The organism is Niallia sp. FSL W8-0177, assembly GCF_038006285.1.
Taxonomy (GTDB): domain Bacteria; phylum Bacillota; class Bacilli; order Bacillales; family Cytobacillaceae; genus Niallia; species Niallia circulans_A.
In genome coordinates, this window is the sequence record NZ_JBBOUX010000001.1 from 5,007,566 (window position 1) to 5,021,149 (window position 13,584).

Here is a 13,584-nt window from a genome sequence, read left to right on the forward strand (position 1 = left end):
ACATCTTTTACTTACATGCTTGTGGAAGATAGATTGAGGGAGAGATTCATGAGTTCATTTTATAAAGGGACCTTTTTATTAATTGTTACCGCGTTTTTTGGCGAATGTATTGAATTCATTATTAATATGGTAATGGCAAGGGAACTTGGAGAACATGGACTAGGTTTATTTATGACCATATTACCTACTATCTTTCTTATTGTACTGCTTGCTACCTTTGAATTGCCAACATCCATTTCGAAATTTATTGCTGAAAAAGATTCCAAGTATCATTTATCGATGCTGCAGCAAGTATTAAAGTGGACCATTATTTTTACTATTTTTCTAACCACCATCGCATCTATCATCATACCTTTTATCCCTATTTTTTATGATTATCATCCACTCTTGAAGTGGCTAGTTATTCTTCTATTGCCGATTATTTCCTTTACTTCTATTGCAAGAGGTTATTTTATGGGAAAACAGCAAATGGGGAAAATTGCAGCTTCTAATTTTTTGAAAAAAATTATTCAACTAGGTTTATTAGTCTTTTTGTTTCAATGGTTTTCCTTTGATTTAAATACTTCTGTATTGATTGCCTTTTTTACCATTGTAGGGAGTGATACAGTCGTATTATTATACTTATTGCATATGTTTTTTGTGCAATATCAACGAATTAAAAAAGGGAAAAATGAAAGCATGAATGGGAAAGTCATTTGGAAGGATTTATTATCTGTGTCTATTCCGACAACAGGTCTTCGAATATTTCATGCTTTAACACATGCCATTCAGCCTTTTCTTATAAAAGGAGCACTTGTTGCCTCAGGAATTACGGTAGCAAATGCGACAGAACAGTATGGAATGCTTGCAGGGATAGCGATGACAATAGGTTTTTTTCCAGCCTTTATATCCCATAGTTTCATGACAATGCTTATACCAACTGTTTCAAAAGCATATGTACAAAAAGATTATGCAAAACTACAAAGATTATTGCAGCAAGTGATGATCATAACAGCTATTTACGGAACCATATCTGTTGGGATTTTTTATTTTTACGCGGACACACTGACGATGACCTTTTTTCACTCTACTCAGGCAGCTATAATTGTGCAGCTTTTATGGCCCTATTTTTTACTTCATTACTTCACCATTCCCATGCAAGCATATTTAATTGGTTTGGGCTTGTTGAAAGATGCGGTTTTTCATAGTGTGTGGGCCACATCATTCTCCTATGCAGCGATTTATTATTTAGGATCTCTAAGCCAGCTTCAAATGAGCGGAATTGCAATTGGGATGAATTTAGGAGCAGTTATATTAGCTTCTATGCATTATTTAACAATATGCAAAAAAATTAGAGTTTCTATGTGGCTGACACCAGTGAATAAATTCCAATAAAAATTTTTAAAAAAGTGTAGGGATTCGCATAGGCACAAGCGTTTATTAAGTAGAATCGTAAAACTGGGAAGGGGAAAAAGAAAGAACATGGAATCCCTAATAAATAAAACATATACTGTGGGAAATCAAGAAGAATTATTTGAACAAGTCGTGAAGGAATACGGAAAATCAATTTATATCTATATATTATCGCTTGTTAAGCATAAAGAACTAGCGGAAGATTTGTATCAGGAAGTATTAATTTCCGCGTATACCTCATTTGGCAGCTTTGAAGACCACCATAAAGTGAAAAGCTGGCTCTATAAAATTGCTCTAAATAAATGTAGAGACTACTGGAGAAAAGAGAAAACATCTAAGAAGTTTTGGGAAGAGTCTGTTTATACATATGCGAGAGATACTTCTGTGGCTTTGGAACCTGAGGAAACATTAATGAGCAAATGTGAAAAAGAAGAGATGATTGATACATTAGAAGAACTACCAAATATGTACAAAGAACCTTTACTGCTTTTTTATTACCACAATCAAACATTGGTAGAGATAAGCAACCATACAAAAACGCCGTTATCAACGGTCAAAACAAGAATGAAACGGGCGAAGGATCAATTGAAGCCAAAAGTTATGAATAAAAAGATAGTTCATTTATGAGAGAAAACTTGAATCAGTCGATTCTCTCTACTGATTCAAGTTTTCCCATTCTGTACATAAATGTCTTTTAATTAATCATTACTAGATGAAAGGAACAGTCCGAGTAATGAACCTTTTCATTTAGTTGCATCGAAACTAGTTACTATTTCTTTGTTTATTATAGTAATTTACGGAATACATAGCACCTTCATTTACCATATTGTTGTCACCGATATCATCTGGAGCGGGATTTCCTGCTTTAGAAAGTAAGTCCTCTTGTTGCGTAGAATTGAATTTGTTTTTAAAGCGATGAAACATGTCTTTTCCTTTTGATGTAAACAGGAAAAAACTTCCTAATCCAGCCCCGACAATTGCAAATGTACGCATTGAATTTTTTCCAAACATGAGATAATCCCTCCTAATTTTATTCCTTCTCGTTCCATCCTATTGTTTATTTACCCTATTATAAGTTTTACAAACGTCATTCAGGGAATAATAATAGAAAAGCGTTTAAGGGGAGATTCAAGTGAAAAGATACCGTTTAGAGAACTGGGACTGGTTTCAGTTATTGAAAGAAGCGGATATACAGAAAGTTTCTTTTGAAAAGGGTCCATTAATAAACACATGGTTTCGCGATATAAAAGGGAATCGAAGTAACTATCTTCATATTGATACGTCAGAAGAAGATCAAGAAGTATTAAGTGGTTCGCTTATATACCATAGAGAAATAGATAAAAGAGAAGATTATGAAATTTTTCATTTTTTCTTATCACGCGATACATTAATCACTTATGATTATAAGGATAATAGTTTACATATTGATGGAAACAATCTATTAAAAGAGATTAAGCATGCACAAACACCGATTGAAGGATTTATGGTTATTCTAGGAAAAGTAATGACAGATATTTTGTATCATATAGACGCTTATGAACAACAGTTAGAACAATTGATTTGGGATGTTAAACAAAGAAATAGTATAAAAACATTAGATAGAGTATATCAGTCTAGACATGAACTTCTTGTTTGGAAGAATGTCATGATTCCTTTTCTTGAAATCAGATACTCATTAGAGGAAGCTTTTGGCGAGGAAATCACAAAAGGAAAGGTATATGCTCGTGTTACTAAGAGAATCGAAAGAGGATTAATTTTGGTGGAAGAATATCAAAAAGAATTAAATAATCTCGTTGATTTTGAAGAAGTAGTATCCCAACATAGAGGAAACGAAATTATGAAAACACTGACGGTATTCACTACAATATGTACACCAATTATGGCTTGGGGAGCATTATGGGGAATGAACTTTGAAATTATGCCAGAACTAAAATGGAAATTCGGCTACGTTTTTTCTTTAGCAATAATTATTGGCTCCACGGTTGTTGTATATTTCTATCTTAAATCACGAGGGTGGATGGGGGATCTGTTAAAAGCCCGGAAGAAAAATTCTTTTTTTCGATAACCTTAATCTAAGCAATATTAGACTCTTCCTCCTAAATTAGCATATAATAAGATGGTAGATATGTTAAACAAGAAGAAAACTCCCATGAATATGCAAGGAGGAGCTATGGAAGAGTCAAAATTTTGTAGTGAGTCACTAGTGGTGAAAACAAGTATTGTTTTTCCAACAGATACTAATACTTATGGAACTTTATTTGGTGGCAAATTAATGGCCTATATTGATGATACAGCTGCTATCTCGGCGATGCGTCATGCAAGAAGAGGAATTGTTACTGCTTCGACTGATTCAGTCGATTTTTTGTATCCAATTCACGAGGGAAATGCTGTATGTCTAGAAGCTTTTGTTACCTATACAGGAACTTCTTCCATGGAGGTATTTGTAAAAGTAACAGCAGAAGATCTAATTTCTGGAGAGCGCCATTTATGTGCACTTAGCTTTCTAACGATGGTTGCCATCGATGAAAATGGAAAACCGACAAAAGTTCCCAAAGTTATTCCACAAACAGAAGAGGAAAAGAGCCTTTACGAATCAGCGAAGGAACGAGCGGAAGCACGAAAGAAACGGAAGAAAGAAACAGAAGAACTTGCAAAGAAGTATAGAAGTTATTGATGATGTGCAAGGGAATGTGATGTCATTCTCTTGCCTATCTAATAATAAATAAAATCATACTAAAGCTAGTAAGTTTGTCGAAAGAAAGTCTGGGAGAAAGAGAATATTTTCATTATTGATAAAAATCGATTTTTCATGTTGTCGAAATACCAAATTATTTTCCAGGAAATGATGGCATTCTCCAAAATATTGTCTAATAACACTGTCTGATTTTGCAGGTGGATAGCGTTTAATTTCGTTATCCATAATCATTCTATACTATGGGATAGGTGCAAGGAGGTAAAGGTGAAAATATTTTCTCTTTCCTATTTTGTTGTTACAAGAAAGATTGACTTGAATATGGAAATAATCGAAGAAGAAAAAAGTCTTGATTTATGGAGTGATAGAGTTACTAGCGCCGAGCAGACATTTCATTTACACACCATCCATGACATTTCCTTTAAGCCCTCGAGTAATCAATATAAAATGCTATATTTACATACAAATCGTGGAGTGCACTCTCTTGTAATAAAAGATAATCCAGAAGAAATGATTCGATTAATTAGAAGACAAATAGCGGATTATTTATAGGCATACATATAAAAAGGTTTGAGCAAGGAGGTTTTGGCCTCTTTACTCAAACCTTTTTAATCTCTTTCGGACAGAATTCCGAAAATACGTAAGATACTTATAAATAAATTTAGAAAATCGAGATATAAATTCAAGGCCATTAAAGGGACTTGATCTGCTGTTATACCATAATGTTTCATTCGATTAAAATCATACAACACATAGCCGCTAAATACTAGGACACCAATGAAGGAATACGCGAGCATGCCACCTGTTGCTAATGGCCAAAAGATATTGAAAATCCCGATAGCGATTAAAGCGATTAGGGAAGCGAGTAACATTCCTCTTAAGAAAGAGAAGTCACGCTTCGTTTTTGTTGCATATATAGCAACCCCAGCAAACACAATTGTCGTAGTACCCAAAGCATTAATGACAACATTTCCGCCAACTGTGGATACATAATAAGAGACGATTGGAAAAGTGGTAATCCCTGAAATAAACGTAAAGGTAAATAAGAAACCATAAGATAAAGATTTTCCTCTTCTTGCGAAAATAGCGATTAATAAAAGAACAACCTCTAAAATTGATAACGGTAAAAATAAATTGGCTGGGACGAAATTACCGATCATTGTTCCGATAAATGCTATTCCTAGAGAAAGAGCAAAAGTTCTTAAAACAGAAGGCATATATTCATTACTTGGGTTATATGCATACATTTTTCTTCACTCCTGTACTGTGTTTAATTTATATAGTAATACGAACAAGGCACAAAAAGGTTTCAATTTAAACCATCTTTATCGCGAATAACTTCTGTTTTTAGTAAATCACGGATTTCTTTTAATAGCTCTTCTTTAGTATCAACAGTTACTGCTTCTTCTTGGACCTCTTCCTTTTTCTTAAAGCGATTTAAAAAACGAATTACTAAAAAGATAGAGAAAGAAATAATGAAAAAGTCAACAATTCGTTGTATAAAGTTTCCGTAATTTATACTTGAATAAGACCATGTTGAGAAATCTACGCCGACAATAAAATGGGCGAACAGCGGCATGATCAAATCATCTACTAGTGAACTGACAATTTTGCTGAATGCCGTTCCAATAATTACCCCTACTGCTAAATCTATTACGTTTCCTTTTATTGCGAATGCTTTAAAGTCTTTCCACATATGATCCTCCTAATAATATATGTACATCTTATTTTGTTTTTTAAAATATTATTATTCTGACATGAAAATTTATTATTTTCAAGTCTATACAAGCATAATTTAATAAAAATAGAACATGGCAGAAATTGAATATGTCCTATGGAATATTTAATAAATAACCTTAAAGCTCGAAAATAGTTCTTCTGGCTCACTTTCCTGTATTTCTATATGGTCCACTCTGGCAAAGCGATTACCCCTTTTTACTTTTTCCACAAAAGCTCGCAGTGTTTCAGAAGAAGCTACAGCCATACATTCCACGGTTCCATCTGCTTTATTGCGAACCCAGCCGGTTATCTGATTTTCCATAGCAATCATTTGGACAAAGTATCGAAAACCTACGCCCTGTACCCTTCCATTGATTATAAGATGTAGTTGTTTCATTTTATCCCTCCTAATTTTAAGAATCTTTTATCTCCATTTTAACGGGCGGTGAAATCAATAAGGAAAAAGGCATCCGAAAAGACTGAGTAAGGTGCTTAATATTAGCAAGAGTGAAGAAAAACCACGAGGATCGGAGTTTTCTCTATTTATATATATAGCTAGCTATATTAATCATCTCATATTTATTTATATTGACGCAAGTTAGGTCCTTGGATATGGGGAATGGGTGAGCGGTGGATAGTCCATATGTTGTGTGGTAAAGGTCTCGGAGAAGGGGGAAATAGGTGCTGGAAAAAGCTAGATTTGTAGATTGGAGAGCAATTTGGTACTATTAATAAGTATATATGAAGTTCAATAAAAAATTGGAATTATCTTTAGTGAGCTTTCAATAATAGAAATTATGGTAGTTATGCTTGATTTTAAACAACTAGAACGACAACTATCCATAAAGTGAAACTCTAACTCCTTCTAAAGGAGTATAGATGTGTTTGGAAAATAGGAGAAAGATAATGAAAAAAAATAAATATATCTGGCTAATAGTGGTCGGAGTCATTATAATTGCAGGGATTTTAATCACTTCTATGGTAAATTCCTATCTAACAGAGAAACATAAAAATGAGTTGGATCAAAAACATATGGTGATTAAGAAAGATTTACAATGGACGAAAGATAATGCTTATTTTGAAATAGATATAAACGTGAAAGAGAAAAAGTATGAATTATATATTATAGGAGAAGGGGAAAGGAAATATCAGCAAGTAGAAGATACGGATCTAGGGGAAAAAGACGATACGATTGTGACTGGAGACTTTGCCTTTTACTTATGGACGAAAGAATACGGAAAGAAAGCAGTAAAACAAGATCTAGAATTACCCAATCCTATGACATTCAATTTATCGCAAAAAAATATAGGAACATTTCTTGTTAACCAGCAAAATATTGCGGCTGTTTACCAAGGGAAAGAAGCAAATGAGGTAATGGCCTATTTCTATACCATTCATGATGGGAAATTAGTTACCCTAACTGATTATGGAATGCGTATCTATAGTAAAAATATCAAAAACATTCAACAAAATTATATACAAACCTTAAGGGAAAAAGATACCGACCAAATGGAATTTGATACGTGGATGCTTGAGCAGAAAAGCGGGAAATTAGTAAAAATAGATGGAACTTCTATTAAAAATAAGGAAATTATCAATAAATGGCTGGATGATACGGAATTTTACTATCCATATAAAAACTTATCTGTTACTTCTAGTTTAAAGAATTTAGCGGAACAAGGAATGTTGATAGGCGCCCAATATCCAATCGGAACAAATATAAAAGAGATAAAGAAAATTAATTCTAATTATACAATCAAGGATTATAATCAGAAATATAGTCAATTGGATTTTCCTGAGATTACTTATTACTATGATAAGAAAACCGATCTTGTTACTTCTATTTCTATTCCAGGTATTCGTTTAAAAGAATCAGTACAATCGATTCAGGATACAATCGGGAAGCCAGATGATTTTGTTACGAAAGAGGCTGGGTCTATAGCTACGTATACAGCAGGAAACTATAAACTAATCATCCAATTGGACTTATCTCAACGAATTAAATCGATTAGCTTGGTAAAATAGAAAGATTAAAAGAATAGTAAAAAATAAAGGATGTTCCGTGAAATGTTTCATAACATAAACATTCCATGGAACATCCTTATTGAACTTAGTTACTTAAAATTAAAATGCCCAATCTCCATTTCTGAATACTGCTTCTATTTTTCCGTCTACGGTAATACCGTCAATATTCATTTTGTCTGATCCTATCATAAAGTCGACATGTGTAATACTATCGTTTAAACCTTTTTCAGCTAGTTCTTCACTTGACATCTTTTTTCCACCTTCAATACAGAATGCATATGCACTTCCGATTGCTAAGTGATTTGAGGCATTTTCATCAAATAAAGTATTGTAGTAAAGAATATTTGATTGAGAAATAGGTGAACGATGTGGTACTAAAGCTACTTCTCCAAGATAATGAGAACCTTCATCTGTTTCAACTAATTGACGAAGAATTTCTTCCCCTTCTTCTGCCTTTACATCGATAATTCGACCATCTTTAAAGGTTACGGAGAAATTATTAATAATGTTTCCGCCATAGCTTAACGGCTTTGTGCTTGATACAGTTCCATTTACTCCTTTTTTATGTGGAACAGTGAAGACTTCTTCAGTCGGCATATTTGCCATGAATTCAAAACCTTTTTCATTGATAGATCCTGCTCCACACCATAGATGTCCTTCTGGAAGTTCAATCGTTAAATCTGTACCTGGAGCTGTATAATGAAGCTGTTTGTATGCTTTTTCATTTAAGTAATCCACTTTTGTATGAAGTGTTTTATCATGCTCTTTCCATGCTTGGATTGGATTTGCTTGATCTACTCGAATAGCCTTAAATATAGCATCCCATAGTAACTCCACTCTGCTGTTTTCAGGAGCGTCTGGGAAAACAAGATTTGCCCAAGCTTTGGATGGAACAGCAATTACGGTCCAGCTTACTTTATCAGACTGTACATATTTTCGGAATTGGCTTAAAGCTGTTCCAGAAGCCTTTTGGAAGTTACTAATTCGTTCAGAATCAATCCCTTTTAAAAGGTCTGGACTAGAAGATACTACAGACATGAAGGCTGCCCCTTCTTCTGCAAGTGAAATCGTCTCTTTTGCTCTAAATTCAGGATATTCTTTAAATGCTTCATCTGGTGCCAATTCGTATTTTGTACGAGTAACGATATCATCACTCCAGTTGACTACAACATTACTTGCGCCAATTTGGTAAGCTTCTTTTACGACAAGACGAACAAACTCTGCAGATTCAATGGATGTATTAATAACAAGTGTTTGTCCTTTTTGGATATTTACACCGACTTTTACTGCGAGTTCAGCATATTTTTGTAAATTTTCTTGAAATGTACTCATTTTTATTCTCCTTTTCTATAAGCGGTTAGCTCTATGTATAACATGAATCCCAATATGGAATGGATGCTGCTTCTATTGTAGCTTTTTTAGAAAGAGAAATAAACTGATTGATCGTAACATTAGGATAATAATTGATCTTATCGCAAGAGAAACAAATAATAAGCATTTTTGGTAAAATAGCTATAATGGATTTTTTTATTTATGGGAGGTTTTTATGACTAATCGGTTACAAGCAGTTATCTTTGATTTTGATGGTGTTATAGCAGACACTGTTCCCTTATATTACAAAGCAACAAAAAAAATGGCGGTGGAGATTGGGGCATCCTTTACTAGAGAAGATAACTTAAGATATCAAGGTGTTCCGCGAAAGGTGCTAATTGACGACTTAGTTGCACAAACAGATAAAGTATTTACAGATAGAGAAAAGGAAATGTTAGGAAATCACAAGAGTGAATATTATAAAGCTTTAATTTCGGAATTCACAGTAGAAAATATGCTGCCAGGAATGTATGAATTTTTGAAAGATCTTAGGGAAATGGGTATTAAATTTGGGATTGCATCCTCTAGTTCCAATGCACCTTTTTTATTGGAGCGCTTTGGAATAAGAGACTGGTTCGAATGCATAGTAGATCCACATTCCCTGAAAAAGGGAAAACCAGATCCAGAAATATTTTTAACAGCAGCAGATTGCTTAGGGGTCGATTATCATGAGTGTGCTGCTATAGAGGATGGACAAGCAGGCTTGAGTGGAATTCTGCAGACACCTATGTTTTCTGTCGGGATAGGACAAGGAGATGTTTTTGCAAAAGCGGATTGGCAAGTTGCCTCCACTAGAGAACTAAGTGCGAGTACTTTATTAGAAAAGTTTAATAATCGATGAGGAAAATGAAGAATACTGATTCATGGAAGCAAAGAGTAGTGTGAACGGCTTGTAATAGTAGCAAAGCACATAAAAAATATCATCCGAAATTATCCATAACTTTTCGGATGATATTGGAGTAATTATTAGCTGGAATGCGAATATACCAGCCTTGTAGCTTTTAATTGTCTTTTTTCATCGCGGCTTTTAATAAATCACCTAGACTATTTCCAAAGCTTTCGTCTTTACTGTATTTCTGAACAAGTTTCCGTTCTTCTCTTTTGTTAATGGTCTTTTTACGGTCTGTAGCTTTTTCCACTACATTGCAGTTTCTGCATTGGAAATAGGTACCGGCCACTCCATTATGAATTTCCATTTTCTTATGGCATTGTGGACAACGCTTGTTGGAAAGTTTAGGATCTTTTCTTTTACTAAAAGAACAATCCATACTGGAGCATACAAGAATTTTTCCGTTTTTTGTATTTTTTTCCTTTAGGAAAGACCCACATTCAGGACATTTGGAGCCAGTGAGATTTTGCATTTTATACGATTTCTCACTTTGTTTTATTTCCCGGACAAATCGTTTGGTCTGCTCTTTAATTTGTTCCATAAATTGATGAGGATTTGCTTTTCCTTTAGCGATATCCTCTAACTCTTGCTCCCATTTTGCCGTTAAATCGGGAGTAGTCAAATCATCATTAACGAGATTGAGAAGCTGTTTTCCTTTGGAGGTAGAATGTAATTTCCCATTTTGTCTTTCTAATACCTCAGATGAAAGCAATCTTTCAATTATTTCAGCACGCGTAGCAGGAGTCCCCAGTCCGAATTTCTCCATTTTTCCTAGAATATCAGCTTCTGTAAAACGTGATGGAGCTTCCGTAAATTTTTGCTCCAAATTTACAGATTGGACTTTTAATTGTTGTCCCTTTTGAAGCTGTATATTTTTTGAAGAATCTGTTTTGCGAGAGTCTAAAGCTTTAAAACCTAATTCTAATATATTTGTTTCTTGAGCGACAAAGGAAGCTCCATTAATGTTTAATGTAGTAGAAATAATTTCATACTTATATTTTGGATAAAATAATGTCAAAAATCTTTTTACGATTAAGTCATAAATTTTTACTTCCTCATTATCTAACCGGTTTAAAAATACAGGCTGCTCGGTCGGGATAATGGCATGGTGGTCAGATACTTTATTGTTATTGAACACATTATTTGCTTCGACCTTCCCCTTGTTACGTAAGATAGGTTGAACTTCTTCTTTAAATGCGCCGGATATACTTTCAATGCGATCAATCATCGTATTCTTCATATCTGTCGTTAAGTATCGTGAATCCGTTCTCGGATAGGTGACAAGTTTATGTTGCTCATATAGCTTCTGCAGGACATTTAACGTTTTTTTGGCAGAAAAACCGAATCGGCGGTTTGCGTCTCGCTGGAGTTCTGTTAAATCATAAGGCAATGGCTGATGCTCTGTTTTTTCTTTTACGGTAAGCGTCTCAACCACTGCCTGCTTCCCTTTCGTATTAGCTACAATTTTTTCTGCTGTTTCTTTTGAAAAGATTCTTCTCTCTTGATTCTTTTCATATTTCGCTTGTAGAGAATCTATTTGTGCAGTGATGGTCCAATATTCTTTTGGAACAAAGGATTGAATTTCTTTTTCTCTCTCTAGAACCATTGATAAAGTAGGGGTTTGAACACGCCCTGCTGACAATGGATCATTGAATTTCGTTGTTAAGGCTCTTGAAACATTTAAGCCGATTAGCCAATCTGCTTGTGCTCTACACACAGCGGATTGATATAAGCGATCGTAATCTTTTCCCGGCTTTAGTTGTTTAAAGCCATCCTTTATTGCTCGGTCCGTTTGTGAAGATATCCATAATCGTTTAGTTGGTTTGGTAAATCGGATTTTCTCTAATATCCAACGTGCGACTAATTCTCCTTCACGCCCTGCATCTGTGGCGATAATACAATCTTTAATATCTTTTCTTTTTGCCAGTTGTTCAATGGCTTTATATTGATGACTGGTTTGCTTCATCACTTTTAATTCCATTTTCTGTGGAATAATTGGTAAATCATCTAAATTCCAATTTTTAAATTTGGGATCATAATGCTCGGGCATTTTTAATTCAATTAAATGGCCTAAAGCCCAAGTCACTATATATTTATCTGATTCCAAATAATTTTTAGTGGATTTATTGCAAGCAAGCACTCTGGCTATTTCTCTCGCAACACTTGGCTTTTCACATAACACAAGAGATTTCATCTAAACACCTTCCAATAGAATTTTTAGCTGTCTTGAATAATAGAAGCAGATTCTGTTATTCATTTTAAGTTATTTAATAATTATCGTTTTATTAGTCATACGATACCTTCTAGTATAACATGAGAGGAGAAGGGGAATGGGAAATAGTGAGCTTTTGCTGAATATTAATGCGGAGCATATAGAAGACCTATTTCGAACGTATAGGAAAATAAAGGGAGGGAAAAAGGAGGACGGCGCCCTTTTCCAATGGTCGCGAACGCCGTCTATTGCATGGATTTACTCTTCTTCTTCGATTCGGTTTTTAAAAGCTTCCTGTGTTACGATAAATTCTTCATCGCCAGGAGCATCCTCTGTATGTGTATGTTTTCTTGTGTCCTTTGGAAGCGGACCTGGATGGTGTTTCTTCTTATGATTGAAATGTTCTCCACGTGCCAATAATAACACCCCTTTCTTTTCTATTTTTTATAAAAATCGCTCATCCTATACCGACGAGAAGTGGAAATTGTATAATGGAAATAGGTTTATGAAAACAGGAGGGGATAGATGAATGGATTTTTCGATTCTTGTTTCAGAAGATAAAATAAAAAAAGCATATAAACACGGGGAATTTAACCATCTTCCAGGGTTCGGAAAACCACTCCCAAAAGATAGTCTAGATTCTGTACCAAAAGAATTGCGAATGGCCTATCGTGTTCTCAAGAATGCTGGATATTCATTAGAAGAGGATAAGATTAGACAAGAATTATTGTCCATGGAAGATTTAATTCGTTCCTGTGAGACAGAAGAAGAAAAGGTAGTTTTACAAAGAAAATATAATGAAAAATTATTGCGATTTCGTAAAATGATGAAAGAACGTACAGGAGAAAGTCACTCTAATCCTTTTTCTGGATATCAGAAAAAGGTAGAGAATAAATTCTTTCCGAAATAATGATAGTAGGTACGGTTATGATTCAAATATAGGTTTCTTAACTTATATTTCAAAAGAGTGGCTGGCAAAACAAATATATAATGGATAAAGACGAATATTCTCTAATTTGGTGGTGAAAACCAATTCGTTCTATTACACTACAGACATATAATACCCCGGGGAGCAACCTAAGCCTCCGCGGCTGCCCCATGGAAAGCGAAGTGTATTCAGGCTGCGGTAATCATCACAAACCCTCATTCTTAAATTTAATTAACCCCCGAACAATTATACGACTATTTTTTAGTGTGTACGTATAATTGTTCGGGGGTATATTTGATTGAAATTCTTATGACCCGTCCTCTTTTTCGATTAAAAAAGCAGGACTATTGTCATGA

The 13,584-nt window shown here is 34.4% G+C and carries 15 protein-coding genes; 8 read left to right on the forward strand and 7 right to left on the reverse strand.

Annotated features, from left to right (window positions below; genetic code table 11):
• Positions 1-48: 48 nt before the first annotated feature.
• A complete protein-coding gene (locus NST77_RS24425; RefSeq protein WP_341123708.1) occupies positions 49-1,374 on the forward strand; it encodes a polysaccharide biosynthesis protein in 1,326 nt (441 codons plus the stop codon).
• 117 nt (positions 1,375-1,491) lie between these two features.
• Positions 1,492-2,019 (forward strand): RNA polymerase sigma factor, encoded by a 528-nt coding sequence (locus NST77_RS24430; protein WP_286167744.1) that lies wholly within the window; start codon positions 1,492-1,494, stop codon positions 2,017-2,019.
• Positions 2,020-2,154: 135 nt separating this feature from the next.
• On the opposite strand, the gene NST77_RS24435 is transcribed toward NST77_RS24430, so the two are convergent.
• The gene (locus NST77_RS24435; protein WP_341123709.1) at positions 2,155-2,403 is read right to left on the reverse strand and encodes a hypothetical protein; all 249 of its coding nucleotides are present in this window, start codon (positions 2,401-2,403) and stop codon (positions 2,155-2,157) included.
• Positions 2,404-2,524: 121 nt separating this feature from the next.
• Here NST77_RS24435 and NST77_RS24440 point away from each other — a divergent pair, with 121 nt between their 5' ends.
• From NST77_RS24440 to NST77_RS24450, 3 genes are all read left to right on the forward strand, one after another.
• Entirely contained in the window at positions 2,525-3,457 is a 933-nt protein-coding gene (locus tag NST77_RS24440; protein WP_341123710.1) for a magnesium transporter CorA family protein, read from the forward strand.
• A gap of 105 nt (positions 3,458-3,562) precedes the next feature.
• Positions 3,563-4,066 carry an acyl-CoA thioesterase gene (locus tag NST77_RS24445; RefSeq protein ID WP_095330730.1) on the forward strand — a complete coding sequence of 168 codons (504 nt, stop codon included), beginning with the start codon at positions 3,563-3,565 and terminating at the stop codon, positions 4,064-4,066.
• 285 nt (positions 4,067-4,351) lie between these two features.
• Positions 4,352-4,636 carry a hypothetical protein gene (locus NST77_RS24450; RefSeq protein WP_341123711.1) on the forward strand — a complete coding sequence of 95 codons (285 nt, stop codon included), beginning with the start codon at positions 4,352-4,354 and terminating at the stop codon, positions 4,634-4,636.
• A gap of 56 nt (positions 4,637-4,692) precedes the next feature.
• Here NST77_RS24450 and NST77_RS24455 read toward each other — a convergent pair whose 3' ends face one another.
• From NST77_RS24455 to NST77_RS24465, 3 genes are all read right to left on the reverse strand, one after another.
• The gene (locus NST77_RS24455) at positions 4,693-5,331 is read right to left on the reverse strand and encodes a Bax inhibitor-1/YccA family protein (RefSeq protein ID WP_095330688.1); all 639 of its coding nucleotides are present in this window, start codon (positions 5,329-5,331) and stop codon (positions 4,693-4,695) included.
• A 62-nt stretch (positions 5,332-5,393) separates the two neighbouring features.
• Positions 5,394-5,780 (reverse strand): large conductance mechanosensitive channel protein MscL, encoded by a 387-nt coding sequence (gene mscL, locus NST77_RS24460; RefSeq protein WP_095330689.1) that lies wholly within the window; start codon positions 5,778-5,780, stop codon positions 5,394-5,396.
• 147 nt (positions 5,781-5,927) lie between these two features.
• Positions 5,928-6,200, reverse strand: a complete 273-nt coding sequence (locus NST77_RS24465) for an acylphosphatase (protein WP_163186759.1) — start codon at positions 6,198-6,200, stop codon at positions 5,928-5,930.
• Positions 6,201-6,709: 509 nt separating this feature from the next.
• Between NST77_RS24465 and NST77_RS24470 the strand changes: the two genes are divergently transcribed.
• Positions 6,710-7,828, forward strand: a complete 1,119-nt coding sequence (locus NST77_RS24470) for a DUF4309 domain-containing protein (protein ID WP_163186762.1) — start codon at positions 6,710-6,712, stop codon at positions 7,826-7,828.
• A gap of 99 nt (positions 7,829-7,927) precedes the next feature.
• Here the strand turns inward: NST77_RS24470 and NST77_RS24475 are convergent, their stop codons facing one another.
• On the reverse strand, positions 7,928-9,160 hold the full coding sequence (locus tag NST77_RS24475) for an aminopeptidase (RefSeq protein WP_163186764.1): 1,233 nt from the start codon (positions 9,158-9,160) through the stop codon (positions 7,928-7,930).
• A gap of 214 nt (positions 9,161-9,374) precedes the next feature.
• Here NST77_RS24475 and pgmB point away from each other — a divergent pair, with 214 nt between their 5' ends.
• Complete coding sequence (pgmB, locus tag NST77_RS24480; RefSeq protein WP_341123712.1) at positions 9,375-10,040, forward strand: beta-phosphoglucomutase; 666 nt, start codon at positions 9,375-9,377, stop codon at positions 10,038-10,040.
• Between the two features lie 160 nt (positions 10,041-10,200).
• On the opposite strand, the gene NST77_RS24485 is transcribed toward pgmB, so the two are convergent.
• Entirely contained in the window at positions 10,201-12,282 is a 2,082-nt protein-coding gene (locus tag NST77_RS24485; protein ID WP_341123713.1) for a DNA topoisomerase III, read from the reverse strand.
• A 276-nt stretch (positions 12,283-12,558) separates the two neighbouring features.
• Complete coding sequence (locus NST77_RS24490) at positions 12,559-12,717, reverse strand: hypothetical protein (protein ID WP_162837578.1); 159 nt, start codon at positions 12,715-12,717, stop codon at positions 12,559-12,561.
• A 112-nt stretch (positions 12,718-12,829) separates the two neighbouring features.
• Here NST77_RS24490 and NST77_RS24495 point away from each other — a divergent pair, with 112 nt between their 5' ends.
• Positions 12,830-13,210: a DnaJ family domain-containing protein gene (locus NST77_RS24495; RefSeq protein WP_341123714.1), complete on the forward strand. Its 381-nt coding sequence runs from the start codon at positions 12,830-12,832 to the stop codon at positions 13,208-13,210.
• The last annotated feature ends 374 nt before the right edge of the window (positions 13,211-13,584 follow it).

What these genes read in the sequence shown, in the direction of transcription:
- NST77_RS24425 (WP_341123708.1), top strand. Translation starts at nt 49, where the DNA reads ATGAGTTCATTTTATAAAGGGACCTTTTTATTAATTGTTACCGCGTTT.
- NST77_RS24435 (WP_341123709.1), bottom strand. Translation starts at nt 2,403, where the DNA reads ATGTTTGGAAAAAATTCAATGCGTACATTTGCAATTGTCGGGGCTGGA.
- NST77_RS24445 (WP_095330730.1), top strand. Translation starts at nt 3,563, where the DNA reads ATGGAAGAGTCAAAATTTTGTAGTGAGTCACTAGTGGTGAAAACAAGT.
- NST77_RS24455 (WP_095330688.1), bottom strand. Translation starts at nt 5,331, where the DNA reads ATGTATGCATATAACCCAAGTAATGAATATATGCCTTCTGTTTTAAGA.
- mscL (WP_095330689.1), bottom strand. Translation starts at nt 5,780, where the DNA reads ATGTGGAAAGACTTTAAAGCATTCGCAATAAAAGGAAACGTAATAGAT.
- NST77_RS24465 (WP_163186759.1), bottom strand. Translation starts at nt 6,200, where the DNA reads ATGAAACAACTACATCTTATAATCAATGGAAGGGTACAGGGCGTAGGT.
- NST77_RS24470 (WP_163186762.1), top strand. Translation starts at nt 6,710, where the DNA reads ATGAAAAAAAATAAATATATCTGGCTAATAGTGGTCGGAGTCATTATA.
- NST77_RS24475 (WP_163186764.1), bottom strand. Translation starts at nt 9,160, where the DNA reads ATGAGTACATTTCAAGAAAATTTACAAAAATATGCTGAACTCGCAGTA.
- pgmB (WP_341123712.1), top strand. Translation starts at nt 9,375, where the DNA reads ATGACTAATCGGTTACAAGCAGTTATCTTTGATTTTGATGGTGTTATA.
- NST77_RS24485 (WP_341123713.1), bottom strand. Translation starts at nt 12,282, where the DNA reads ATGAAATCTCTTGTGTTATGTGAAAAGCCAAGTGTTGCGAGAGAAATA.
- NST77_RS24495 (WP_341123714.1), top strand. Translation starts at nt 12,830, where the DNA reads ATGGATTTTTCGATTCTTGTTTCAGAAGATAAAATAAAAAAAGCATAT.